The sequence below is a fragment of the Brevibacillus fortis genome (assembly GCF_046196545.1).
Lineage (GTDB): Bacteria > Bacillota > Bacilli > Brevibacillales > Brevibacillaceae > Brevibacillus > Brevibacillus fortis_A.
Window position 1 is genome coordinate 6011459 of sequence record NZ_CP176370.1, and the last position, 23661, is coordinate 6035119.

The following is a 23661-nucleotide window of genomic DNA, read 5'->3' on the forward strand; positions in this document are numbered from 1 at the left end:
TTCAACCTTACACGCGGTTCAATAGTCGAGCCTTTGCCAGATAAATCGCGCTCGCAATAAAGGAGAACGCTATAACCGACCAAAGTATCGCTTCACTGTACTCATAGCGATACATAACCAGCGGAATGACAACATACAAAAGAACAGTTGTCAGCTTGCCGTAGGCGTTTGCCGGGACGGTTTTTTTCCCGCGGAAGTGGTAAACAGCTCCTGTTACTATCATTGCCAGATCCCGCACAAAGAAAAACAGGGCAGCCCATACACTGATACGATCTGTCAAAAATAATGAGGCGATGACCGCCAGCATCATTAATTTATCTGCCAGAGGATCTAACATCATTCCGATGGTGGTCACAAGCTTATGCTTCCGCGCGATGTACCCGTCCGCAATATCGGTCACTCCCGCCAAAATCAAAATGCCTAAAGCGATTTCAACATGATACGGAAACTCCGAAAAAAAGACATACAGGTACAAAGGGATGAGCACGATGCGAAAGATCGTAAGCAAATTAGGAAGATTCACGGACATCCCTCCGTATTCAAATCGTCACTTCCTTTTTCAACCACTCGATCTATTATACTCTGTGGACAAACACCACAACAAGTCCTCGAAAAAATAAGAGCCCCAACCATAGGTTCGGGCTTGTCCAGCTTAGTATTTACGTATCTTCAAACATTAAATCCCACATATGTTTGTAGGTTCCCAGATCGAATACATCAGACATTGGCTTCTTGCCAACCCCACCGTATCCGATCATCAGACCAATGACCAGTGAGAAAAACAGCAGGAGTGGGACCAGCACCATCTTGGCAACTCTCAGCCGCCAATTTTTGCCGCTCCGTTCCCGCTCTCTTGCTTTTGACTTAACTTCTTCGGTCTGACGCGGGAAACGTTTGCTCTTCCCTTGTTCCATGCTCCTCTCCTCCGTCATGCTGAAATTATATGGGTTATCTGCTTCTCAGTTGATTAGCAATGCCCATCATTTGATCACTGATGCCGATTGCGCGTGAGTTCAATTGATACGCACGCTGAATGTTCACCAGTTGGGACATTTCCTCTGTCATGCTGACGTTAGATGATTCGAGAGCACCTTGGCGCAATGTTACACCACTATCATATGCACTGGTGTATTTACTTTGCGGTCCTGCCCGGAAAGCCAATTCGGCATCAAACAGATTCTCGCCGACTTGCTTTAACTGATCAGGGTTCTCTACATTCCATACACCAATTTTTACAGGTGCCGGCATTCCGTCCGCATTAAAAGTACCATCAGGAGAAATCGAGATGTTTTTTACTGGCTCCGGGAATACGATATTTGTACCACTATCATCTGTCAAAATATGACCAGAAGTGGTGTGCAATACGTATCCATTCTCATCATTATCAAAAGTCAGCTTAAAAGAACCATTACGCGTAAAGCGACTTTCTTCATCCACGGTGATGTTATTCGCATCTTTGATTTTACGAGTGACCAAAAAATAGCCATCTCCTTCAATCAAAACATCTGTCGGCACATCTGTCTGCTTGAGACTGCCTTGACCGAGATCCAGCTTGGTCATGGCAAGATGCGCTCCACTACCGACTCTTATCCCCACTGGTGTATTACGATTTTGGTTGTCCGCTGCCGGCTGCTCATTCATTGAGTCTGTGAGAAGCTCGGAAAACGATGCGACCCTGCGCTTGTACCCAATCGTATCAATGTTCGACAGGTTGTTGGCTGTATTGTCCAACGCTTGCTGAATACCGCGCATAGCTGATGTGGAAATATTAAGCGACTGCATCCTTCCTACCTCCTATTATCCATTAACCCGACCAATTTCATTAGCAGCCTTTTCCAGCGTACCGTCAATTGTGGTAATCACCCGTTGGTTCGCTTCATAGGCACGAAGCACACTCATCATACTCGTCATGGTTTGACCTGGGTCTACATTCGAGCGTTCACGCCAGCCCTGTTGTGTACCGAAACGTCCTTCGACCGTAGGAGTATTGTATGTACCTGCTGCTATGGCAGCCTGATCGTTGGCTTCTGCCAAATCAATCCCTTCTACCGCTACGTCACCTTCAAATCGGAAAACATTCGTTCCTTCACGTACAAGCTTCAGCGGATCGGTTACCACCGCAAGTCCCAATCTAGCATGAGTAGGAAGTGCCGTATACTGTTCTGCTTTTGTGATGGGATCAATGGTAACTTGCATCAATTCGCCACGCTCGTTAATTTTCAGGTTTTGACCGACATTGGTACCGAGTGCTGGATCATGGTTAATACGAATTGCCTGATTAGAACTATCCAGCACATAATACCCTTCCGCTGTCACCAGGTAACCTTCTGAATTCACGCTCCAGTTACCATTTCTCGTATAGCGGATATCCTCTTGCTGTGCTGGCTGAGCCAAGTTTGCTTGTTCAATCCGCGCCACACTGTAAAACAACCGCCGCTCATTGCCATTCTGATCTGGCTGAATATTGTCCATCAACGCAAGATCATACGGATTGCGTGTCTCTTCAATATCCCCCTGCGCAAAATTCGGTAGCGCCTCCGACATGTATACCCCTGTGTGCAAACGCCCGATAATGGCAGGTTGTCCAGGCATAGTAGGGATGCCCGGAACATCCAGTCCCTCATGATCATTCATGCGTGAGAGCAATTGCTCCGGAAATGCACGCATGACACCCACGTCCTGTTTGAACCCGGGTGTATTGATATTTGCTAAATTGTTCGCCAGCGATTCTTGCCTGTTCTGCAAAGCCAGCATGCCAGATGCAGACGTATACAAGCCTCTGATCACGTAATCTTACCCCCTGAATAATCGCTTATTCGAGTTAGCCGGCATCTTGTCCAAATAGTCCAGCATCATTCCTGTTCCTTTTGCAACGCACATCATTGGCTCGTCCGCTACCAGCACAGGAACCTTCAGCTCCTCTGCCAGAATCTCGTCAATACCGTGCAATAATGCGCCGCCACCGGTCAGGAAAACACCCTTATCAATTATATCGGCAGAAAGCTCCGGAGGTGTTCGTTCTAAAACAGATTTTGAGGCTTGTACAATCGCACTCACCGACTCAGCCAGGGCTTCCTGGACTTCATTGGAGCGAATGGTAATCGTTTGCGGCAAGCCGCTTACCATGTCTCGACCCCGAATGTCCATTTCGTCCTGGCGTCCGCCGGATACGGTTCCAATCTGAACCTTGATATCTTCAGCCGTACGCTCTCCAATCAGCAATTTGTATTTATTTTTTATGTAACGCATAATAGCCACATCGAATGTATCGCCTGCTATTTTAATGGAGGAAGACGTGACAATATCGCCCATCGACAATACCGCTACATCGGTCGTTCCCCCACCGATATCCACTACCATATTACCGGACGGCTGAAAAATGTCCATACCTGCCCCAACTGCGGCAACTTTCGGTTCTTCTTCGATAAATACTTCTCTTGCTCCACCGCTGCGCTCAGCTGCTTCGCGAATTGCCTTTTGCTCAACAGACGTGATGTTGGTCGGGCAGCAAATCAAAATACGCGGACGGGCAAACATGCTCTTTCCACCAATTTTGTTCAAAAAGTGCTTCAGCATGGCCTCAGTGATTTCAAAATCCGCGATAACCCCTTCTCGCAAAGGTCGGATCGCTACGATATTTCCTGGGGTGCGTCCTACCATGCGATAGGCTTCATTTCCCACGGCCAAAACTTTTCTGGTTTTACTATCTATTGCCACGACAGATGGTTCGTCTAGGACAATTCCCTTGCCTTTTACAAAAACCAAGACATTGGCCGTGCCCAAGTCGATTCCGATATCTTTGCCAAACATGAAAGGTCCTCCCTGATTACCAGTTACATTTCTACCTAATATCATAGGCTCTTCTACGTGAGAGGACAAGGAAATTCTTTCTTACACACTCTCCTCCTGTTCTACTCGTACTTTTTTACTACGCCGTTTGTACTTAATTTTGGTCGCTTCGCCTCCCCGAAGATGTCTGATGGCTTTGTGATATTCCAAAATTTCCTTAACCTGGTTCGCCAACTCTGGATTTATCTCAGGCAGCCGCTCAGTCAAGTCCTTGTGCACAGTACTTTTCGAAACACCGAACTCTTTAGCGATCATCCGAACCGTATTTCTTGTCTCTACAATATATCGGCCGATTTTGATGGTCCGCTCTTTGATGTAGTCGTGCACATTACTCGCCTCCTTGTATCTACATTGTCTGATACAATATATGGGTGCGTAGGGACACATATTCTACGTTTCCAAGCCTGACAAGCCAGCACGGCCGCATCTTTTTTCAACAGTTTGTACCACACACAAAAAAACACCCGCAATTGTTGTATTTTGCAGGTGTTTTTCTAAATTCATCGGTTATTGATTTTTTACTTCCGTTTCAGCCTGAATCAAGTATTGCTCTGGATTTACAGGCTTGTTATCGATGCGAACTTCAAAGTGAAGATGTGCGCCGGCGTCTTTTTCAAAAGTGTTGCGCCCAGCAGACCCGATTACTTGACCTTGTGTCACTTCATCGCCTGGTTTGACTGTTACGCTTTCCAGACTTTGATATACCGTAATCATTTTGTCTGCGTGCTCAATCTCAATCTCGTTGCCGACGAGTGGATCGTTCACCACTTTTACTACTTTTCCCGCAAGAGCTGCGACGACATCAAAGCTCTTTCCATCTGTGGATACGAGGTCAATACCTGTGTGCGGGTAGAAGGTGTGGTCGAAGCTCACCAATGCTTTTTGCTGATTCTCCTTGGAGGCTTTCTCATCGTAGTAGTTCATGCCCACATTGTACTGCACGCCTTTTCCTACTGGCCAAGCGAGTGGTTGTACGCCACTTGTAGCAGGTACCGCTTCTTCGTTTTGCGGTGTAGTCGTCTCAGGAGCTGCAGGAGTTGTCACTGCCACGCCATCTGTGCCATTCGTCATTTTGGATACCGTGTCCATGACATTGCCCTGATACCACATCACAAAAGCGAGAATGATTGCTGCGGTGCCGATGTAGATTGCAGGAAACGCCCATTTCTTGCCCAAAACTTTTTTCCAAGAACTTGCCTTCTTGAATGGAATTGGTTGATTTTTTTGATCTTCCATTTTATTCATCACCTCATCCCTCAGTATCGCCAGAATTTTGGCGTATAAACCTGAGAGAGTAGGGAAAAGTAAAAATTTGCTTTTCTTTTTAAGCTGGGATCACGCTTGTATACTCTTTCAGACTAATTCCTTGGTAGAAGTGCTTGACGATTTGCTCCGCGCTTTTGCCGCTTTTGGCCATTCCATTTGCTCCCCACTGACTCATCCCGACACCATGACCGTACCCTTTGGTCGTAATGAAAACCTGATTGCCGCGCAAGTCCAACGTAAAGGAAGAAGAATTCAAATTGAGCTTTTCACGAAACTCTCTTCCTGAAAATTCCTTGCCACCAATGCTGATGGTTCCTACGCGATTTCCGGTTGTCCGCGATTCGATCCGATACCAGGAGCCATTGGTAGAAGCCTCCTGCGTGAGCTTGACGCCCAAATTCTTTTCTAGCTCCACAGTGGACATGACGACCGTTTCCTCATAGCGAGGAGATTGAATATCCCATGGACTCGCAACGCTCTTCAAATAAGGAATGGGCTTTTCCCAATATTCATCCGAGTTTTCTGTAAAACCATTACTGGTGGAAAAAAATGTAGCGTCAATGGGTTCGTTCTGGTAGGTCAGGATTATCCCTGTTGTCGCCATAACTGCTTGCTGGATGCGTTTATTTTTCCATTCGTACTGGTCTCCCCAACGCTCACGCCGCTGCTGTTCATCCATATAGACTTGATGCTGCACCGTATCCAAGACCTGACCGCCTGATGGCACATCATCAAACTTGCCCTCTTTTAATCGGCGCACGATATAGGTCCTGGCCGCCAACGCCTGTGCTTTTAAAGCCTCCAGCTCGAACTCAGCTGGCATTTCCGCCGCTACGACTCCGGTAATATACGTTTCTAGCGGCAAGGTTTCCACGGCCTTTTTTTCTGTACGGTACACCTTTACTGGCAAAGAGGAAGCCGATTCCTTCATCGCCGGTATGGCAGGCTCCGAGACGGCCACAGTTGGCTGACCGACAGGACCTATTGCTGGTGAAAACCAAAAGACCAGAGCAGCAGGCATCAGGACGAGCAAGATCGGCAAAGCGATAAACCACATGAGTAGATAGCGTTTCATGCAAGAGATCCTCCCCGTTACGTACTAGACACGAAAAGTTTGAATAACCTACTAAAGTCTATGTTTGGTAACAGAGCGGTAGAACGAGAGAATGAGAGAGTCGAGAGAACGAAAAAAAGACCCCCTGCATACGCAGAGAATCTTTCGTTTTGCCATATGGTTGACGCATTTATCAAGCAAAATTAGGAGAGAAGCTTACTTTGATGGTTTCGGAAACTGCCTTTTCACGAGCCTTTTCTTCTGGAACCAAGCGTTCTACATCTGCGCCCAAAGCCAGCAGCTTTTCGGTAAAATTCACGTAGCCACGGTCAATATGGTGCAGGGCAGAAACCTCAGTCTCTCCCTCCGATACGAGCCCAGCCAGTACAAGTGCTGCACCCGCACGCAAGTCAGTTGCTGCTACCTTGCTGCCTGTCAGCTTGGAACCACCTTCGACGATGGCACTGCGGCCTTCGATCTTGATGTTCGCATTCATGCGACGGAACTCTTCCACGTGCATGAAGCGGTTCTCAAATACTGTTTCGGTCACGATGCTCGTTCCTTCCGAAACAAGCAAAAGCGCCATCATTTGCGACTGCATATCTGTCGGGAAGCCAGGGTATGGCAGCGTTTTGAGGTCAACTGCTTTCATTGGGCCTGTGCGGCGTACACGAATGCCGTTTTCTTGCTCCTCAATGTCCACGCCCATTTCACGAAGCTTGGCGGTCACGGATTTGAGATGATCGCAAATCGCACCTTCCACAAAGACATCCCCACCAGTAATCGCTGCAGCAACCATGAAAGTTCCTGCTTCAATGCGGTCAGGAATGACACAATGTGTGCAGCCCTTCATCTTTTCCACGCCTTCGATACGGATCGAGCCTGTACCTGCTCCGCGGATTTTTGCTCCCATCCTGTTCAGGAAGTTCGCCAAATCAACGATCTCCGGCTCTTCTGCCGCATTTTCGATCAACGTGGTTCCCTCTGCCAAAGCAGCGGCCATCATAATATTTTCTGTTGCACCGACGCTAGCAATATCCAGGTAGATTTTCGCACCCTTCAATCGTCCTTCAACCGTCGCTTCAATAAACCCTTGTCCGATTTCGATTTTGGCTCCCATAGCCTCAAACCCTTTTAGGTGCTGGTCGATTGGGCGTGTACCAATGGCACATCCACCCGGAAGAGCGACACGAGCTTGTCCTTTTCTGGCTAAAAGCGGCCCCATCACGAGGAAAGAAGCGCGCATTTTGCGAACCAGTTCATAGGACGCTTCTACACTCGTAAGCTTGGAAGCATCGATCGTCAGCACTTCGTGATCATATGTAAGGGAGATTCCCATCGATTTCAAGAGGTCGCATATCGTCCGGACATCGTCAAGGCCTGGTACATCTGAGATGACGCAAGTCCCTTCTTCTGCCAAGATAGATGCTGCAATAATAGGGAGTACGGCATTTTTGGCGCCAGATACTTTTACATTTCCAGCCAATGCCTTACCACCACGGACAATAATTTTATCCAATGTGTACCCCTCCGCGTGCTAATATTCCACAGTGATGATTGGTGTACCTACCGTAATCCATGTTCCAGAATGGCTGTCACGATGCGTAGCCACCTGTAGATTCATCTTTTGACCGTTTAACGCGATGAATGATTCCCACATAGGGGTATACCCTGAAATGCTGACAACCGTATCATCTTGCAAACGTTCTAATTCTGTCGCCTGGAGAGTACCAAAAATCGACAATATTTTACCCTCCTGTTGGTCAACACCCATCTTAACATTGTACAATCCGCGAATACAAGTGCTAATTTGCGGAATAAAGTCGGCGCTTTGCAGGGCATTCGTGAAGGTTTCCTGTACTTGTCCAATATATAGTAGGGAATCACGGTTTCCAGATAACTGAAGTACTAGATATACAGAAAATGCCCCATTTTTAGGTACTCCTGTCACCTCGTAGCTCATATCCACGCCGTTTTGTGTGTATGTAGTCCTATATGCAAGTATGTTGTGTTTACGCGATTGTTCGCTTGGGGAAAACGGAATCTCAAGTTGTTGTGCCCATTTCGTCGCCAACTCTTTTACTTGTTCAGGACGCAGGCCTTCTCCCATCGCCGTACGCATACGTACCTGAACCGATACACCCGTTGCGCCCGTTTCTTCTAGTACTTTCATCATTTCTGTCACAACCGGCTTTTCTTCCTTTGCTTGTGCAGGCATCCAATACACGGCCCCCATCACGAGCAATAGAGCCAGCACGCACCAACCAGACCATTTCCCCATTGATATCCTCTCCCTATGCTTACATGTATCTCTTTGTACTTCTCATTTTGTACATGTAGCTGGGTGGATATACCAGCGAATCATCGTCTTTCTCGTATTTAGTTGAACAAATTCCCGAATGTCAGGGACCAGCCCAAGTAATCAAGGAAAAAGCGGGACAGTTCATATCCAATCACAATGGAAAGGAAAATTTGCAACAGTTTCGCCTGAACACCATTTGGTTTTTTCAAAATCTTATCAAAGCGAAAGGATTGCAACGCCCACCAAGCGAGCCCAATAAACGCAATCGATAAAATGATACTCAACAAGCCATATATTTCTTGTGGCATGCTCGTTACCTCCTCATTACCCTTCCGAGAATCATAGAAAAAGGGACGGCCCGATCACGAGCCATCCCTTCTATTGTACCTGAAGTGCTATTCAGTTACGAGTATCACTGAGAGCTGGGAGAGAGCATGTTCCCAAAATCAAAGGACGGATTCAAATGAATCTGGATATAGTCAGTAACCAGACCCGGGAAAGCACCGAAGAATACGGTAGCGATTGCCATGATGAGAATAAACGTCCAAATGCCTTTTGGCACAACCATCGGTGCTTCGGTTGTCCCAGGACGCATGTACATCTGACGAATAATCCCAAAGTAATAGTAGTAGGAAATGACGCTGGTGATGATCATAATCGCCGCCAGCCAGTAGTTTTCTACCACTAATGTACCCATGAACAGATAGAACTTCCCGAAGAAGCCAACCGTAATCGGGATACCTGCCAAGGACAAGAGGAAGATGCTCATCGCGATTGCCATCACTGGTGAGCGATGGTACAATCCGGCGAATCCTTTCAAATCCTCTGTCTCTTGCTCACGAGATACTACCATAATCACAGCGAAAGCACCAAAGCTGACCAGCAAGTAACCGAACAGATAGAAGATCACTTCGCTGAAAAAGAGAGAGGTCGGCGGTACAAACGGCACGAGCAAGTAGCCCGCTTGCGCAATACCTGAGTAAGCCATCATACGCTTGACGTTTGTCTGCCTGAGCGCCATCGTGTTCCCGATAATCATCGAGGCCGCTGCCATCAACCCCAGATAGAGGCTTCCCTGTTCGAAAAAGAACCGTCCTGATCCCGTTCCATCGGAAACGTTGAAAAACGAGATCATCATCACTCGAAAGATCAGCGCGAACCCTGCTGCTTTAGACACAACTGCCAGGAAAGCAGTGACCGGAGTAGGTGCACCCTGATAAACATCTGGCGCCCACATGTGGTTGGGTGCCGCAGATATTTTGAATGCAAGACCTACTGCGAGAAACGCAAATGCTGTATAGACGAGGAACTGATAGCCCGCCATTCCCGCTTCTGCCAATCGGAATGAGATTTCATAAATATGTGTGGTTCCCGTGAGTCCGTACACGTACGACATCCCGAACAGGAGCACAGCCGTGGCAATACTTCCCGAAACGACGTATTTGAAGGCCGACTCGTTGGAAAGCCGCGATTTTTTTCGCAATCCGACCAATACATAGGACGAGAGAGACAATAACTCCAGTCCCACAAACAAGGTAATCAAGTCAGCCGACGAAGCCATGACCATAGCGCCGAGAAGCCCGGTCAGCAGCAAATAGTAATACTCGCCTCTGTGCTGGATTTCCCCTGATTTCAGATAGGACAGCGAGATGAGAATGGCAAAAGCTGTCCCTGCCAGGAAAATCAGCTTGAACGCATTGCCGTAATCATCGATTCGGATCATGTCGATCATGTAGCTGTATGGCTTATCGAGAGCATTCATATTGATGATCACAAAGATCGCCGCTATGACCGTTCCCAGGAAGGATAGCCAACCAATGACCTGCTTGCCAAGGCGCTTGCCCGCAAAAAGATCCAGCAGTGATAAAAAGGTAGCAAAGCCAAGAATGATAAACTCGGGCAGAAGGTAGCTCCAGTCATATGAGAAAATATCTTTAACCTCCATGGATTACCCTCCTATTCCCGTTACGATAGGTACGATCGTTTTCAGCGCCTGCTGCATCGGATTCCCCAGAACTGCCGGATAAACCCCGATGAGAATAATACATCCCAATAGGACTACCATCGGAATGACTTCCATCGGCTGTGCATCAGCAAGTCCGGTACATCTACCTGGAGTAGGGCCAAAAGTCGTTTTCAAGATCGCTCTGAGTAAATAAACCGCGGTGAGGACAATCCCGATCGCTCCCACTGCTGCCATTACTGGCAAACGACCAAACAGACCGAGGAAGGCAAAGAACTCACTAATGAATCCGGACATGCCCGGAAGTCCGAGTGAAGCCATCCCGCCTGCCAACAACACACCGCTGACAAACGGCATGGACTTGGCTAAACCGCCCAAATCGTCGAGCATCGATGTCTGTGTCCGATCCCAAATGACACCGATCAAGAAGAAGAGCAGTGCTGAGATAAAGCCGTGGGATACCACCTGGAACATCGCTCCCTGAAACCCGATCGTGTTCATCGATGCGAAACCGAGCAAGACGATCCCCATATGGCTGATACTGGAGTAAGCCAGCACCATTTTCAAATCCTTTTGTACGAAAGCCAGCACAGCTCCATACAAAATATTGATAATCCCCAATACTGCCATCCACGTAGAGAAATCATAGGCCTGCTCTGGGAAGAAGCCGATTCCCATCCGCAAAAGACCGTATGCCCCCATCTTCAGCAAAATACCGGAGTGAATCATAACGATAGAAGGTGGAGCCTGTACGTGTACGCGTAGCATCCACGTGTGGAACGGAAATACTGGCAGCTTGATCGCAAAAGCGATAAATAGTGCTAGGAAGATGCCAAAACGCATTTCCGGCGTAAGGATTTCGGTTATCGGATGCCCTGGTGTCGTCAGGATCGCCGTGATTTCATCCATATTGAGCGTCCGCATGATGACAAAGATCACGATGAAAGCCAGCAGCATGATCCCTGAACCGATTCCGTTATACAACAGGAATTTGTTCGCCGCTTGTTCGCGCTCCCCATATCCCCAAATCCCGATGAGGAAGTACATCGGTACGAGTGTCAGCTCGAAGAAAATGAAGAACAGAAACAGATTGTCTGCAGCAAAGACTCCCAACATGCCGATCAACAGCAGGTGAAACAGGATAAAATACTCCTTCTGTCTCTTCTTGATCTGCCACGAAGCAATTGCTGCGAGGGTACCGATTATCGCCGTCAGCAATATCAATGCCATCGAAATACCATCTACACCGAGTTCATAGTTGATCTCAAAAGCAAAGACGGTGCCTGCCTGAGCCATTCCAATCGGAATCGAAATCCAATTGTGCTTTTCTACGAACTGCAGATTGGCTGTCTCGTAATCAAACATCCCGAACATCCAACCTGCCAAGATAAGTGCCGGCAACGTTCCAAAAATCCCGACCTGCTTGATCACACCTGCATGTCGACTGGGGATAAAAGCCATGACGAGTATCGCCAGCAGCGGAGAGAACACCAGTGATGACAAAAGGATATTACCCAAAGAGTCCACCTCCCCTAGCCGTCAAACTGATGGCGATGATCAAGAGTAACAGACCGAATATGACCATTGCCCCATAGGACTGAATCTGCCCACTTTGTACTCTTGCGTGCAAATATCCGATTCCTTGGGTGATTTTTGCTGTCAATCCAACCAAACCATCCACAATATACTTATCAAATACATCCAGGACAAATCCAAGCCAGCCTAATGGACGAACAATGACGTTGTGATATAGCTCATCGATGTAGTACTTCTTGTACGAGAGCTGATAGAGCCACGGCATTGTTTCTGGAATAGTGTCCGAGGAGATTGATTTCTTACCGTACATCAGGTACGCCAGCACGACTCCAAGAATGGAGATCAGCAGTGCCACAATCTGCAACCAAGATGGTGCATGCTCACTGGCTTCCCCAAAAATGCTCGTGATTGCCGCCCCTGTGTTCGTTGACAATAACCAATCAGAGAGTAATGGCGCGTACGGTGTATTCACAAAGCCCGCGACAACCGCAAGCAATGCCAAGACCAAGAGCGGACCTGTCATGACTCTTGGAGATTCGTGCGCCTCGTGCTTGCCACGTGCCTTCCCTGCGAATGTCAGGAAGAACAGACGGAACATATAGAATGCAGTAAAGAATGCTGCTAACAGCGCGATGAACAGCAAATCGTAGCGATGCGCTCCGTAAACAGCTCCCAGAATCGCTTCTTTCGACCAGAAACCAGCGAACGGAAAGATCCCCGCAATCGCCAAGCAACCGATCAAGAAGGTCAAAGCGGTGATCGGCATCTTTTTCCACAAGCCACCCATTTCGAATACATCCTGCGTATGTACTGCATGGATGACACTACCTGCTCCAAGGAAGAGCAGTGCTTTGAAAAAGGCGTGCGTCATCAAATGGAATGAACCTGCTACATAACCAGCAGCACCAGCTACACCCAATGCCAGCATCATGTACCCGAGCTGACTGACTGTGGAATAAGCCAAGACACGCTTGATATCCCGTTGGGTCAGGCCGATCGAAGCTGCAAATATGGCGGTGAATCCTCCTACATACGCCACAACTGTCAAAGCGGTATCCGATGCGATAAACAGCGGATAAGTAGCAGCGACCAAATAAACACCAGCCGCGACCATCGTTGCCGCGTGAATTAATGCAGACACAGGTGTTGGACCTTCCATGGCATCAGGCAACCACGTATGAAGCGGAAATTGACCTGATTTTCCCATGGCGCCAACGAAAATGAGGATCGCCGCGAGCGTAATCATCCATGGTTCCAATCGTCCGAGTGCGATACTCTCAAAAATCGCCCCGTACTCGAAGCTTCCGGTCCACCAGAACAACAGACATATCCCGATGAACAGACCAAGGTCCCCGATACGTGTAACGATAAAAGCCTTTTTAGCAGCCGCTTTTGCCTCTTTCTTGAAGTAGTAGTAGCCAACGAGCAGGAAGGAGCATACCCCGACCAGCTCCCAGAAAATATATACTTGCAACAAATTTGGCGAAATTACTAATCCCAGCATGGAGAACGTGAACAGTGCCAGGTATTGATAGAACACCGGAAAGCGTTCATCCCCATGCATGTAGCCTTTGGAATAGATTTGGACCAACAGACTGACCAATGTCACAATGACGAGCATCATGGCATTCAGCGGATTCACTTCGAATCCCATGTTGATCACGATATCGCCAATATGCAGCCAATCTATCACATAATTGTAATCGGTTCCCCCACCCTGGAATCTCTCCCAGAAGATGAGCACTGCGATTCCAAAAGAAACAGCCGTCAGGGTAATGCCCACTATGGCCGCTCCTTCTTTCAATTGGCGACCAAATGAGACGATCACGATGAAAGCAAGAAGCGGAAACAGAGGGATCAGCCAGGCATAGTGCATTAGAGTATCCATCTTTGTCCTCCTTTTCAGGTTTCCCTCTTATCGTTTCATTTGGTCCATTTCATCTACATTCACGGTCTCCTTGTTGCGGTACAGCGCAATCAGAATCGCTAACCCTACGGCAACCTCGGCAGCTGCAACCGTCATTGTGAACAAGGTAAAGATTTGTCCCGTCACGGATGGATACAACCCGAATTTGGAAAAGGCGACCAGGTTAATATTTACAGCATTCAGCATCAGTTCGATTGATAACAAGACGACGACTGCATTTCGCTTCGTCAATGCGCCGTACAGGCCTACACAAAAGAGAATCAGAGCGACCATTAAGTAGGAGGAAATACTTACTGTCATTCGTTATCCCCCTCCTTTTTCGCCATGATGATCGCACCAACCAACGCGACCAACAACAGAACAGACAATAGCTCAAATGGTATGACGAATTTGGTGAACACTTCGATACCGATTTCTTTTGCATTGTCTACAGGAGCATCTGCAGGTGGCGGTGGCGCAGGCCACGGTGTATTTTGGACACCCCAGAACAATAATCCGAACAGAACGATTACGAAGAGCAGGATAAAACGGTTTTTCCATGTCCGGCCTGTTCCCTCATCGTTCGCATCGTGCTTGGTCAGCATGATTCCAAAGAGCATCAAAATGGAGATAGCCCCTGAATAAACCAGAATTTGTGCGACCCCGACGAACTCTGCTCCCAGCAAAATAAACAGACCTGCAATGCTGATAAACGTAACGCCCAATGAGATGACCATGTGGACAACGCGCGTAAAGCTGATCATAAACACCGCGCCACCGATCGTCAGAAGGGACAGGATAAAAAAGGCAACGAATTCGCCTGTCATACTAATTCTCCTCCCTGACGTTCGTATTGTTGTCGTCGAGCCATTTCAAGTTCTTGTACAATTCGTCCCGGCTATAGGCAGCCAGTTCAAAGTTGTTTGTCATTACAATCGCTTCTGTCGGACAAACCTCTGTACATAAATCGCATAAAATGCATAGCTCAAAATTGATATCGTACGTATCGATAATCTTTCCCTTTTTCTCCGGATCAGGATGGGGCTTCCCTGTCAGTTGAATACACTCCGTCGGACAAATGCGTGCGCATTGGTTGCAGACGATGCATTTTTCAGGAGAAAAGTGCTGAATACCGCGAAAGCGAGGCGGCATTGGAAAGGGCACATCCGGATAGAAGTGGGTTACTTTTTTCTCCGTGAGCTTTTTAAATGTATACCCCAGGCCTTTGGCCAGTCCTAGCATGTGTGTCACCCCTCAGGATTTGAGAACTTGGCTGCACCACGTTTTTGACGAAAGCTAGCTTTTGGCGAAGCAAGCCTATGGCGAAGCCTGCGCTATGAAAACAGTGGGACGTAGTCGTTTTCGATCAAGTCGCTACTAGAACATGCCATTTTGGTAAGAAACCACTACGGCTGTGAGCAGGATGTTGAATAATGCCACGGGCAACAGCACTTTCCAGGCAAACGACATCAGTTGATCGACACGTAAGCGCGGCATCGTGGCGCGAATCCAAAACTGGAGGAAGACGTAAATTGAAAATTTAAGGATAAACCAAACGATTCCCGGAATGAAGTCCAGCGATGGATGAATCGGCAACCATCCACCAAAAAAGAGAATCGTGATCAAGGCACCCATCCCGAACATGTACACATACTCCGCCAGCATGAACATCGCAAAACGGAAACCGGAATACTCGACGTGGTAACCACCAACGAGCTCCGACTCTGCTTCTGGCAAGTCAAACGGCGTACGATTCAGCTCAGCCTGGGCAGCAATGATAAATACTACAAATCCGATAAACTGCGGAACAATATTCCAGACATCCTGCTGTGCATCGACAATATCCTTGAGATTCATACTGCCCGTCAATAGAACGATCCCCACCACGGACATGACCAGCGGTACTTCATAGCTGATCATCTGCGCAGCGGAGCGGAGACCCCCGATCAGCGAGTACTTGTTATTCGAGGCCCAGCCAGCCGTGATCACGCCTAATACGGTGATCCCAGACAAGGCGATATAGTACAGCAGCCCTATTCCCAGATCAGCGAACCGAATGCTGTCCGTAAAAGGCATAACCGCCAATACGGCAAAAGCAGGGGCATAGGCCAATATTGGTGCTAAAGTGAACAACGCTTTGTCAGCGTGCTGCGGACGAATATCTTCCTTTAATAGCAGCTTGGCAACATCCGCAACCGTCTGGAGAAGTCCCAATGGTCCTACTCGATTCGGCCCGATGCGCAGCTGCATCCACCCAATCACTTTACGCTCGAAGTAAATGGCGTACGTAACAAATCCCAACACGACTGCAAGCAATAAAACTGCCGCTACGATAAACCAAAGCGTGGTCCCCCATGAGGGGGCTTGCTGCAAGAGAGTATTCATCAACAGTCAACCTCCCCGAGCACGATGTCGATACTGCCCAGGATGGCAACCATGTTTGAGAGGTTTTCCCCCTGCAACAGCTTAGGCAGAATTTGCAGATTGGTAAACGAAGGCCGTCTGAACTTCAATCTCCACGGTTTATCCTTACCTTGACTGGCAATGTAGCAGCCAATTTCTCCCCGCGGTGACTCGATGCGCACATAAGTCTCCCCAGCAGGCGGGCGAATCACACGTGGTACTTTGCCCATGACTTCGCCTTCACTCGGAAATTGCTCCAATGCCTGCTCAAGAATTCGCAGAGATTGTTCAATTTCAGCCATGCGCAGATGATAGCGCGCCATGCAATCTCCCTCAGTCGCTGTCGGCACATCAAATTCAAAACGATCGTAAATGCAATACGGTTCGTCCTTGCGCAAATCCCACTTGACACCTGTCGAGCGGAGCATGACACCTGATAGCGAGTAATCCAATGCCGTTTTTGTATCGAACTTGCCAATCCCTCTGAGACGGTTGATAAAAATCTCATTCCCTGTCACCAGCTGGTGGTAGTTATTCAATTCTTCCTTCATGTACTGGACAAATTCTTTGGCTTTGTCAATCCAGCCTGGAGGTGCATCCCATTTCACTCCACCTACGCGCATGTAGTTAAAGGTCATCCGCGCCCCGCACAGCTCATTAAACAAATCTAGGATCGTCTCCCGATCACGGAATGCATACAGGAAGGGCCCCATCGCACCAATGTCCAAAAGAAACGTTCCCCACCAAACCAAATGGCTCGCTACCCGGTTCAGTTCCATCGCGATCAATCGTAGAAACTGAGCTCGTTCTGGAATCTCCAACCCCATCATCGTTTCTACTGCGTGGCAGAGAACGTAGTTGTTGGTCATGGCGGAAACGTAGTCCATACGGTCTGTATAGGGAATAATTTGCGTATAGGTCAAGTTTTCTGCCAGCTTCTCTGTACCTCGATGCAGGTAGCCCATTACTGGAATCGCTTCTTTAATGGTTTCCCCATCGATTTTTACTACCAAGCGAAATACCCCGTGAGTACTCGGATGCTGTGGACCTACGTTTAATAACATCTCTTCCGTACGAAGTCCTGTTTCAGAAGAGGTATCAACATGAGTCGTGAGGATGTTATGGTTCATCTGCTAAACCTCCTCGTCGTATTGCACATAATCTTTGCGCAGCGGATACCCTACCCAATCATCGGGCAACAGGATTCGACGTAAATCCTTATGTCCCGGGAAATGAATGCCCAAAAGGTCAAAAGTCTCTCTTTCATTCCAATTTGCGCCATGCCAGAGGTCCATTACAGAAGCAACTTTTGACTCTTCTCTGCTCGTTTTGACCTTTACTGCCAAGCTTTGGCGATTTTTGTAGGAATAAAAGTGGTAGTATACCTCCAGGCGATCCTCGTAATCGACACCGTGAAGATCGGACAGGTACTCAAAGCTCAATTGCTCGTCATCTCTTAAAAATTGGGCAACTTGATGCCAACGTTCGTTTTGAATGGTGAGAGTTGGTACTTCCTTTCCCAGCTCGTTAATATACGAAGCCTCAATGACTTCCTGTCCAAATGCTTCGGAAATTCGTGACACATATTTATCAAGATAGGGCTGGTTTTTGGAAGGGGCTTTCGGCGCTTCCTCTGCCGGGGCCTCATCCCCAGTCGCTTGCGCTGCTTTTGCCTTCGCTGCTGCTGCTGCGGCTGCTTTGGCTTTTGCGGCAGCTGCGGCCTTTGCCTTGGCGTCATCATCACCGGATTCATCGCCGCCTGCTTCACGTGCGGCTTTTGCCTTAGCAGCGGCTGCTGCTGCAGCCTTGGCTTTTGCGGCAGCTGCGGCCTTCGCCTTGGCATCCGCATCTGGAGCTGTATCGGCTCCATTTTCCGCAGCTTCTTTTGCTTCTTTCGCTTCTTTTGCCTTGGCTAGTGCTTCTGCGGCAGCCGCTTTCTTGGCTGCGGCTTTTTCTTCTGGCGTCATTTCAGACACGGGCTTTACTGGTGTTGAAGCAGCTTCTGCCTGTTCCTTCGCTGCTTTTGCCTTGGCAATCGCTTCAGCCGCTGCTGCTTTCTTGGCTGCGGCCTTTTCTTCCGGTGTCATTTCAGACACAGTCTTTGCTGGTGTAGCAACTGCTTCTGATTGTTGCTCGGCAACTGGGGTTTCCGCTTCCGCAGCTTCTTTTGCTTCCTTCGCCGCTTTTGCCTTGGCAATCGCTTCGGCCGCTGCTGCTTTCTTGGCTGCGGCTTTTTCCTCAGGTGTCATTTCAGACACAGGTTTTGCATCCGGAGCAGAGACTTCCTCTTGTGGCTCTTGAGATGGCTCCACTTGGTTCGTCTCTTGGGAAGCCTGGGCTTCCTGTTCTCTTAATTTTCGCAAAGCTTCGGCCTTGGCACGGGCTTCAGCCGCTGCCGCTGCCTTTTCCTCCGGCGTCGGCTTGCGCTTCTCGTCGCTCATAGATTGGTCACCTGCTTCCCAGTCTTCGCTTCGTAACGGATTTTTTCTTGGAGCTTATTGATTCCGTAGATCAAAGCGGCAGGGTTAGGCGGGCAACCCGGAATATATACGTCGACAGGCACAATCTGGTCTACACCTTTTACCACGCTGTACGAGCGTACGTACGGACCTCCTGCTGTCGCACAGGAGCCCATGGCAATCACCCACTTTGGTTCAGGCATTTGATCATACAGCCTGCGCAGCAGTGGTGCCATCTTTTTCGTAACGGTTCCGGCTACGATCATGACATCGGACTGTCTTGGGGATGCTCGAAAAATAACGCCAAACCGGTCGAGGTCATAACGCGCCCCACCCGTTCCCATCATCTCGATTGCGCAACAGGCCAAGCCAAAGGTTAATGGCCACAACGAGTTGCTACGAACCCATCCCTTTACTGTTTCCAATGTCGTGAACATGACGTTGCGATTCAATTCCTCTTGCAATTCAGGCGCAATGCTTGTCAGGTCTAGTTCCATTCCAGCACCTTCTTTCTCCACGCGTAAATCAATCCTACGACGAGCAAGGATATAAAGATGACCATCTCGACTAAGGCAAAGAGCCCCAGTTCTTTGTAAGCGACGGCCCACGGATACAGAAAGAGTGTTTCTACATCAAAGATGACAAACATGAGGGCAAAGATGTAATACTTCACGTTGAAACGCACCCAACTGTCACCAACAGGAATGTTACCGCTTTCATAAGTAGTTTGCTTCTCCCGTGTTGGTTTCTTTGGACGAAGTAATGGACCAACAAAACTGACTGTAGCCACGGGCAATAGCACACCAAGAATCAAAAAGATCGCGACAATCACATAATTGTTGGTATAGATGTCACTCACCCACGTTCCCTCCGCTCTTGAGAAAGGTATGAATCGTCTTGCGCTGTCCTCCAGAAGAAGTCGAGACTCCCTCAAAAGGGTACTGCTCGCAGCATCAAAGGTGTAGGTATGAACGCTGTCGCTAATTGATACTGCTAGAAAAAAATACCTTTATCATTATAGCAAATTGCCAATAGGGTGTCTAACGAAAGCCTTCCTTTTGTGCCATATAAAGGGAAAAAACTCAGGGATTTCTCCCTGAGTTTTTCCAGCATAGTATGATGACCAAACGAATATGCCCGTCTGGCTCTCTTATTCTCTTAATTATTGAACGTTGTTTGAAAATTGCTGTCCGAGGAAATCCTCGTAAATGCGCTCCCATACAATCGTGAAGTTCATCTTCTCGTCTTCTGGGATCTCCAGCATATTTTCAATCGCTTCTTCCATATATGGAGTCAGCTTGATCAGAACCTCTGCCAGCATCTGATCATTGGTGTTCAGCAATTGCTTCATTTCTGCTTTGGACATGCTGAACGCATTTTCTTCTTGCTCGTGCAGCTTCATCACGAGGCGACTAAACATCGGATGAACCAATGCTTCCAGTTTAATATGAGCCAATGCAAGAGATTCTGCTTCACTCAGCTTAAACAACTCAGATGCATCTGGGAATGGATAAACCGGTACATCCCAAGCATCTCCATTATCGATTACCAGACCCCACTTCACGAAAAGCTCAATCGCTTCGTCAAGAGATGTCGGATATGCATAATCGGAACGGCTCATGAACGCTTTGAATCTGTTCAAGAGGTTTACATAGCCTTTAAAATCCTCTTCAGACTTAAAGCCTTCTTGAACAGGCTCGGTGAATGTGCCTTTTAATGCATCAAACTCGTCCAGAGCTTTTCTCATTTCTTCTTTTGACTCATGCTTCGTTACCACATAGCACATTGCCTGGAAGAGAACATTCATTTCATGAGATAGCACGCTTGTCCAGCCATTAGCCGCAAAGCTGCTAGGAATCACTACGCCATCTTGATTGTGGCGGATATCGCGAACGGTTTGCATCAATTACACTCTCCTTTAATCCCAATAGCCAATGCCGCTTTTTCCCGCTGTTTTTCATGCTAACGTAGCTCGTCGGCAGGGCATTAGGTCTATTATACACAGAAACATTAGGCAATTACCAACTGGAAATATCATGCCCGATTTCTATGGCTCATCATTCATCGCCTGATAACTGAAAAATCCCCGCAGCCACATGGGCGCGGGGATATCAAGCTTACGCTTTACTTCGCTACGTCGAGACGTGCCATCGCACGTTGCAGCGCGCGTTCTGCACGCTTGACGTCGAGCTCGGCATATTTCTCAGCCAAACGCTTTTCAGCACGCTCTTTCGCTGCCTTCGCGCGTTCAACATCGATGTCTCCCGGCAATTCAGCCGTTTCAGCAAGGATGGTCACTTTATCGCCGCGAACTTCCATGAAGCCGCCGCTTACAGCCATCTTTACTTCTTTATCGCCTTCTGTCTTAATCCGAACTGGCGCTGTTTTCAGCGGGGTTACCAACGGCACGTGGTTCGGCATAATACCGATTTCCCCTTGCAAGCCGCGAGCAATCACCATTTCAGCCTGACCGCTGTAGACAACCCGTTCAGGAGTTACGACTTCAACTGTCATCTTACTCACTTACTCGTCTCCCCTTTCCAGGGTGTCTTACGCCATTTTCTTCGCTTTTTCTACCGCTTCTTCAATTGTACCTACGTACAGGAACGCGCCCTCTGGCAGGTGGTCATGCTTACCTTCGAGGATTTCCTTGAAGCTGCGAACAGTTTCTTTCAATGGCACGTATTGGCCTGGGTTACCAGTGAACTGCTCGGCAACGTGGAAGGACTGGGACAAGAAACGTTGAATGCGGCGTGCGCGTCCAACTACTTGCTTGTCGTCGTCGCTCAACTCGTCCATACCGAGAATCGCGATGATATCTTGCAGTTCTTTGTAACGTTGCAGGATTTTTTGAACGCTACGAGCCACATCATAGTGTTCTTGTCCTACTACATCAGGAGCCAGAGCACGGGAAGTGGATGCGAGTGGATCTACCGCAGGGAAGATACCCAACTCAGCGATGGAACGCTCCAAGTTCGTTGTAGCGTCCAAGTGAGCAAACGTAGTAGCAGGAGCCGGGTCAGTGTAGTCATCCGCTGGTACGTAGATCGCTTGAATGGACGTTACGGAACCTTTTTTCGTGGAGGTAATACGCTCTTGCAGCTGACCCATTTCGGTAGCCAGTGTTGGCTGGTAACCTACCGCAGATGGCATACGGCCCAAGAGAGCAGAAACTTCGGAACCCGCTTGAGTAAAGCGGAAGATGTTATCAACAAAGAGAAGAACGTCGCGGCCTTCTTCATCACGGAAGTATTCCGCCATAGTCAGACCAGTCAACGCTACACGAAGACGTGCACCAGGCGGTTCGTTCATCTGACCGAATACCATCGCGGTTTTCGGCAGAACGCCTGCGTCTTTCATCTCGTGGTACAGGTCGTTACCTTCACGTGTACGCTCACCTACACCAGCGAATACGGAAATACCACCGTGCTCTTGCGCGATGTTGTTGATCAGCTCTTGAATAGTAACGGTTTTACCTACACCCGCACCACCAAACAGACCGATCTTACCACCCTTGATGTACGGAGCCAAGAGGTCAATAACTTTGATACCTGTTTCCAGGATCTCAACAGTCGTTGCTTGGTCTACGAACTCAGGAGCTTTACGGTGAATTGGGTCACGACGATCTACTTGACCGAGTTCTTGCAGGTCGATCGGCTCACCCAATACGTTGAATACGCGTCCGAGGGTAATTGCACCCACTGGAACGGAGATAGCTGCACCGGTATCAACTGCTTCCATACCACGAACCAAACCGTCAGTGGAAGACATTGCAACGGTACGAACCAAGTTATCGCCCAAATGAGTAGCAACCTCAACAGTCAAGTTGATGTCGCGCTCACCAGCGCTTTGTGCTTTATGTTGAATCTTGATCGCATTGTAAATGGCAGGCAGGTGTCCGCGGTCGAACTCGACGTCAACAACCGGACCCATTACCTGAACCACACGTCCATTCGCCATCTTACTTCTTCCCTCCTGTAAAGCTAAATTGGGAGCTATTCGCTGCCACTAAGCCTGTGCGTTTGCACCTGCAACGATCTCGGAAATCTCTTGTGTAATGGCTGCCTGACGAGCACGGTTGTAGCTCAACGTTAAACGGTTGATCATATCCGTAGCATTGTCTGTCGCGTTGCCCATTGCAGTCATACGGGAACCTTCTTCGGAAGCTTTTGCTTCGAGGAGTGCACTGTAAACCAGTGTTTCCGCATATTTCGGCAACAGATCCGCCAATACTTCTTCCGAGGACGGCTCATACTCGTAATTCAATTCGCGCGCATTGTTGCTCTCGGGAGCTTCTAATGGCAGCAATTGTTTTACGGTAGGTATTTGCGAAATTGCACTTTGGAACTTGTTGTAGCACAGGTACAGTTCGTCAATCTGCTCATTCTCGAACATTTGGACTGCTGCACCGGCAATTTTCTTGATATCAGCAAAGGCTGGGCTGGCTGGCAGACCTGTAACCTCATCCAAAAGCGGGTAGTTCCTTTTGCTGAAGAAGTCACGACCTTTGCGGCCAATCACAAAAATACCGTACTCATCCTTGGACTTGTGCTTCTCGTTAATGGTATTTACCACTTTACGGAGAATGTTGGCATTGTAACCCCCAGCAAGTCCACGGTCGGAAGTGATGACAATATAACCAGTCTTTTTCACCGGACGATTTTGCAACATTGGATGTTTGGAACCAGAGTTCCCACTCGCGATGCTTGCGATCACTTCTTGGATCTTGTCAGCATACGGGCGTGCCGCCTCAGCTTTATCCTGGTTACGGCGAAGCTTTGCAGCCGCCACCATTTTCATCGCTTTCGTGATTTGGCGCATATCCTTTTTACTTTTGATACTGCGTCGAATCTCACGTATTCCTTTAGCCACTCGTTTTCACCACCTTGAGGACGCATGCACGGGCAAACAGCCCGGCATGCA

26 protein-coding genes are annotated in these 23661 nt (G+C 48.4%); all 26 read right to left on the reverse strand.

Features of this window, described 5'->3' with window-relative positions:
• Positions 1-7 precede the first annotated feature (7 nt).
• Positions 8-529 (reverse strand): CDP-alcohol phosphatidyltransferase family protein, encoded by a 522-nt coding sequence (locus tag ACKKE8_RS29180; RefSeq protein ID WP_409176071.1) that lies wholly within the window; start codon positions 527-529, stop codon positions 8-10.
• A gap of 130 nt (positions 530-659) precedes the next feature.
• Complete coding sequence (locus ACKKE8_RS29185) at positions 660-914, reverse strand: DNA-directed RNA polymerase subunit beta (RefSeq protein WP_016740209.1); 255 nt, start codon at positions 912-914, stop codon at positions 660-662.
• Between the two features lie 34 nt (positions 915-948).
• Complete coding sequence (locus ACKKE8_RS29190) at positions 949-1782, reverse strand: flagellar hook-basal body protein (RefSeq protein WP_409176072.1); 834 nt, start codon at positions 1780-1782, stop codon at positions 949-951.
• Positions 1783-1797: 15 nt separating this feature from the next.
• Entirely contained in the window at positions 1798-2787 is a 990-nt protein-coding gene (locus ACKKE8_RS29195) for a flagellar hook-basal body protein (protein ID WP_409176073.1), read from the reverse strand.
• Positions 2788-2793: 6 nt separating this feature from the next.
• Positions 2794-3810 carry a rod shape-determining protein gene (locus ACKKE8_RS29200; protein ID WP_088909734.1) on the reverse strand — a complete coding sequence of 339 codons (1017 nt, stop codon included), beginning with the start codon at positions 3808-3810 and terminating at the stop codon, positions 2794-2796.
• An 81-nt stretch (positions 3811-3891) separates the two neighbouring features.
• On the reverse strand, positions 3892-4176 hold the full coding sequence (gene spoIIID, locus ACKKE8_RS29205) for a sporulation transcriptional regulator SpoIIID (RefSeq protein WP_003388385.1): 285 nt from the start codon (positions 4174-4176) through the stop codon (positions 3892-3894).
• Between the two features lie 180 nt (positions 4177-4356).
• On the reverse strand, positions 4357-5085 hold the full coding sequence (locus tag ACKKE8_RS29210; RefSeq protein ID WP_409176074.1) for a peptidoglycan DD-metalloendopeptidase family protein: 729 nt from the start codon (positions 5083-5085) through the stop codon (positions 4357-4359).
• Positions 5086-5173: 88 nt separating this feature from the next.
• Positions 5174-6190: a stage II sporulation protein D gene (spoIID, locus tag ACKKE8_RS29215; protein WP_409176075.1), complete on the reverse strand. Its 1017-nt coding sequence runs from the start codon at positions 6188-6190 to the stop codon at positions 5174-5176.
• 172 nt (positions 6191-6362) lie between these two features.
• Positions 6363-7688: a UDP-N-acetylglucosamine 1-carboxyvinyltransferase gene (gene murA, locus ACKKE8_RS29220; RefSeq protein ID WP_409176076.1), complete on the reverse strand. Its 1326-nt coding sequence runs from the start codon at positions 7686-7688 to the stop codon at positions 6363-6365.
• An 18-nt stretch (positions 7689-7706) separates the two neighbouring features.
• The gene (locus ACKKE8_RS29225; RefSeq protein WP_409176077.1) at positions 7707-8450 is read right to left on the reverse strand and encodes a YwmB family TATA-box binding protein; all 744 of its coding nucleotides are present in this window, start codon (positions 8448-8450) and stop codon (positions 7707-7709) included.
• Positions 8451-8548: 98 nt separating this feature from the next.
• Complete coding sequence (locus tag ACKKE8_RS29230) at positions 8549-8779, reverse strand: DUF1146 family protein (RefSeq protein ID WP_409176078.1); 231 nt, start codon at positions 8777-8779, stop codon at positions 8549-8551.
• Between the two features lie 104 nt (positions 8780-8883).
• Positions 8884-10416: an NADH-quinone oxidoreductase subunit NuoN gene (gene nuoN, locus ACKKE8_RS29235; RefSeq protein WP_409176079.1), complete on the reverse strand. Its 1533-nt coding sequence runs from the start codon at positions 10414-10416 to the stop codon at positions 8884-8886.
• A gap of 3 nt (positions 10417-10419) precedes the next feature.
• A complete protein-coding gene (locus tag ACKKE8_RS29240) occupies positions 10420-11952 on the reverse strand; it encodes a NuoM family protein (protein WP_409176080.1) in 1533 nt (510 codons plus the stop codon).
• Positions 11945-13858: an NADH-quinone oxidoreductase subunit L gene (gene nuoL / locus ACKKE8_RS29245; protein ID WP_409176081.1), complete on the reverse strand. Its 1914-nt coding sequence runs from the start codon at positions 13856-13858 to the stop codon at positions 11945-11947. Before nuoL ends, ACKKE8_RS29240 begins: the two co-directional genes overlap by 8 nt.
• Before the next feature lie 27 nt (positions 13859-13885).
• On the reverse strand, positions 13886-14197 hold the full coding sequence (gene nuoK, locus ACKKE8_RS29250) for an NADH-quinone oxidoreductase subunit NuoK (RefSeq protein ID WP_007722089.1): 312 nt from the start codon (positions 14195-14197) through the stop codon (positions 13886-13888).
• Positions 14194-14703, reverse strand: coding sequence for an NADH-quinone oxidoreductase subunit J (locus ACKKE8_RS29255; protein WP_409176082.1), 510 nt, complete (start codon positions 14701-14703; stop codon positions 14194-14196). Before ACKKE8_RS29255 ends, nuoK begins: the two co-directional genes overlap by 4 nt.
• A gap of 1 nt (position 14704) precedes the next feature.
• Entirely contained in the window at positions 14705-15118 is a 414-nt protein-coding gene (gene nuoI / locus ACKKE8_RS29260) for an NADH-quinone oxidoreductase subunit NuoI (RefSeq protein ID WP_007722093.1), read from the reverse strand.
• 135 nt (positions 15119-15253) lie between these two features.
• On the reverse strand, positions 15254-16264 hold the full coding sequence (nuoH, locus tag ACKKE8_RS29265) for an NADH-quinone oxidoreductase subunit NuoH (RefSeq protein WP_409176083.1): 1011 nt from the start codon (positions 16262-16264) through the stop codon (positions 15254-15256).
• Positions 16261-17409 carry an NADH-quinone oxidoreductase subunit D gene (locus ACKKE8_RS29270; protein ID WP_409176084.1) on the reverse strand — a complete coding sequence of 383 codons (1149 nt, stop codon included), beginning with the start codon at positions 17407-17409 and terminating at the stop codon, positions 16261-16263. Before ACKKE8_RS29270 ends, nuoH begins: the two co-directional genes overlap by 4 nt.
• Before the next feature lie 3 nt (positions 17410-17412).
• Complete coding sequence (locus ACKKE8_RS29275; protein WP_409176085.1) at positions 17413-18720, reverse strand: NADH-quinone oxidoreductase subunit C; 1308 nt, start codon at positions 18718-18720, stop codon at positions 17413-17415.
• Positions 18717-19235, reverse strand: a complete 519-nt coding sequence (locus ACKKE8_RS29280) for an NADH-quinone oxidoreductase subunit B family protein (protein ID WP_007725455.1) — start codon at positions 19233-19235, stop codon at positions 18717-18719. Before ACKKE8_RS29280 ends, ACKKE8_RS29275 begins: the two co-directional genes overlap by 4 nt.
• Positions 19226-19597: an NADH-quinone oxidoreductase subunit A gene (locus ACKKE8_RS29285; protein ID WP_015893615.1), complete on the reverse strand. Its 372-nt coding sequence runs from the start codon at positions 19595-19597 to the stop codon at positions 19226-19228. Before ACKKE8_RS29285 ends, ACKKE8_RS29280 begins: the two co-directional genes overlap by 10 nt.
• Positions 19598-19900: 303 nt before the next feature.
• On the reverse strand, positions 19901-20641 hold the full coding sequence (locus ACKKE8_RS29290; protein WP_409176086.1) for a DUF6042 family protein: 741 nt from the start codon (positions 20639-20641) through the stop codon (positions 19901-19903).
• Positions 20642-20862: 221 nt separating this feature from the next.
• Positions 20863-21261, reverse strand: a complete 399-nt coding sequence (locus tag ACKKE8_RS29295; protein ID WP_017252349.1) for a F0F1 ATP synthase subunit epsilon — start codon at positions 21259-21261, stop codon at positions 20863-20865.
• A 27-nt stretch (positions 21262-21288) separates the two neighbouring features.
• A complete protein-coding gene (gene atpD, locus ACKKE8_RS29300; protein WP_007725462.1) occupies positions 21289-22698 on the reverse strand; it encodes a F0F1 ATP synthase subunit beta in 1410 nt (469 codons plus the stop codon).
• Positions 22699-22746: 48 nt separating this feature from the next.
• Positions 22747-23610 (reverse strand): ATP synthase F1 subunit gamma, encoded by an 864-nt coding sequence (gene atpG / locus ACKKE8_RS29305; RefSeq protein WP_409176087.1) that lies wholly within the window; start codon positions 23608-23610, stop codon positions 22747-22749.
• Positions 23611-23661: the final 51 nt, after the last annotated feature.

Excerpts from the sequence above, each read along its gene's own strand:
- ACKKE8_RS29180 (WP_409176071.1), bottom strand. The coding sequence starts at position 529 with ATGTCCGTGAATCTTCCTAATTTGCTTACGATCTTTCGCATCGTGCTC.
- ACKKE8_RS29185 (WP_016740209.1), bottom strand. The coding sequence starts at position 914 with ATGGAACAAGGGAAGAGCAAACGTTTCCCGCGTCAGACCGAAGAAGTT.
- ACKKE8_RS29190 (WP_409176072.1), bottom strand. The coding sequence starts at position 1,782 with ATGCAGTCGCTTAATATTTCCACATCAGCTATGCGCGGTATTCAGCAA.
- ACKKE8_RS29200 (WP_088909734.1), bottom strand. The coding sequence starts at position 3,810 with ATGTTTGGCAAAGATATCGGAATCGACTTGGGCACGGCCAATGTCTTG.
- ACKKE8_RS29210 (WP_409176074.1), bottom strand. The coding sequence starts at position 5,085 with ATGGAAGATCAAAAAAATCAACCAATTCCATTCAAGAAGGCAAGTTCT.
- spoIID (WP_409176075.1), bottom strand. The coding sequence starts at position 6,190 with ATGAAACGCTATCTACTCATGTGGTTTATCGCTTTGCCGATCTTGCTC.
- ACKKE8_RS29225 (WP_409176077.1), bottom strand. The coding sequence starts at position 8,450 with ATGGGGAAATGGTCTGGTTGGTGCGTGCTGGCTCTATTGCTCGTGATG.
- ACKKE8_RS29230 (WP_409176078.1), bottom strand. The coding sequence starts at position 8,779 with ATGCCACAAGAAATATATGGCTTGTTGAGTATCATTTTATCGATTGCG.
- nuoN (WP_409176079.1), bottom strand. The coding sequence starts at position 10,416 with ATGGAGGTTAAAGATATTTTCTCATATGACTGGAGCTACCTTCTGCCC.
- nuoL (WP_409176081.1), bottom strand. The coding sequence starts at position 13,858 with ATGGATACTCTAATGCACTATGCCTGGCTGATCCCTCTGTTTCCGCTT.
- nuoK (WP_007722089.1), bottom strand. The coding sequence starts at position 14,197 with ATGACAGTAAGTATTTCCTCCTACTTAATGGTCGCTCTGATTCTCTTT.
- ACKKE8_RS29255 (WP_409176082.1), bottom strand. The coding sequence starts at position 14,703 with ATGACAGGCGAATTCGTTGCCTTTTTTATCCTGTCCCTTCTGACGATC.
- nuoI (WP_007722093.1), bottom strand. The coding sequence starts at position 15,118 with ATGCTAGGACTGGCCAAAGGCCTGGGGTATACATTTAAAAAGCTCACG.
- ACKKE8_RS29270 (WP_409176084.1), bottom strand. The coding sequence starts at position 17,409 with ATGAACCATAACATCCTCACGACTCATGTTGATACCTCTTCTGAAACA.
- ACKKE8_RS29275 (WP_409176085.1), bottom strand. The coding sequence starts at position 18,720 with ATGAGCGACGAGAAGCGCAAGCCGACGCCGGAGGAAAAGGCAGCGGCA.
- ACKKE8_RS29280 (WP_007725455.1), bottom strand. The coding sequence starts at position 19,235 with ATGGAACTAGACCTGACAAGCATTGCGCCTGAATTGCAAGAGGAATTG.
- ACKKE8_RS29290 (WP_409176086.1), bottom strand. The coding sequence starts at position 20,641 with ATGCAAACCGTTCGCGATATCCGCCACAATCAAGATGGCGTAGTGATT.
- atpD (WP_007725462.1), bottom strand. The coding sequence starts at position 22,698 with ATGGCGAATGGACGTGTGGTTCAGGTAATGGGTCCGGTTGTTGACGTC.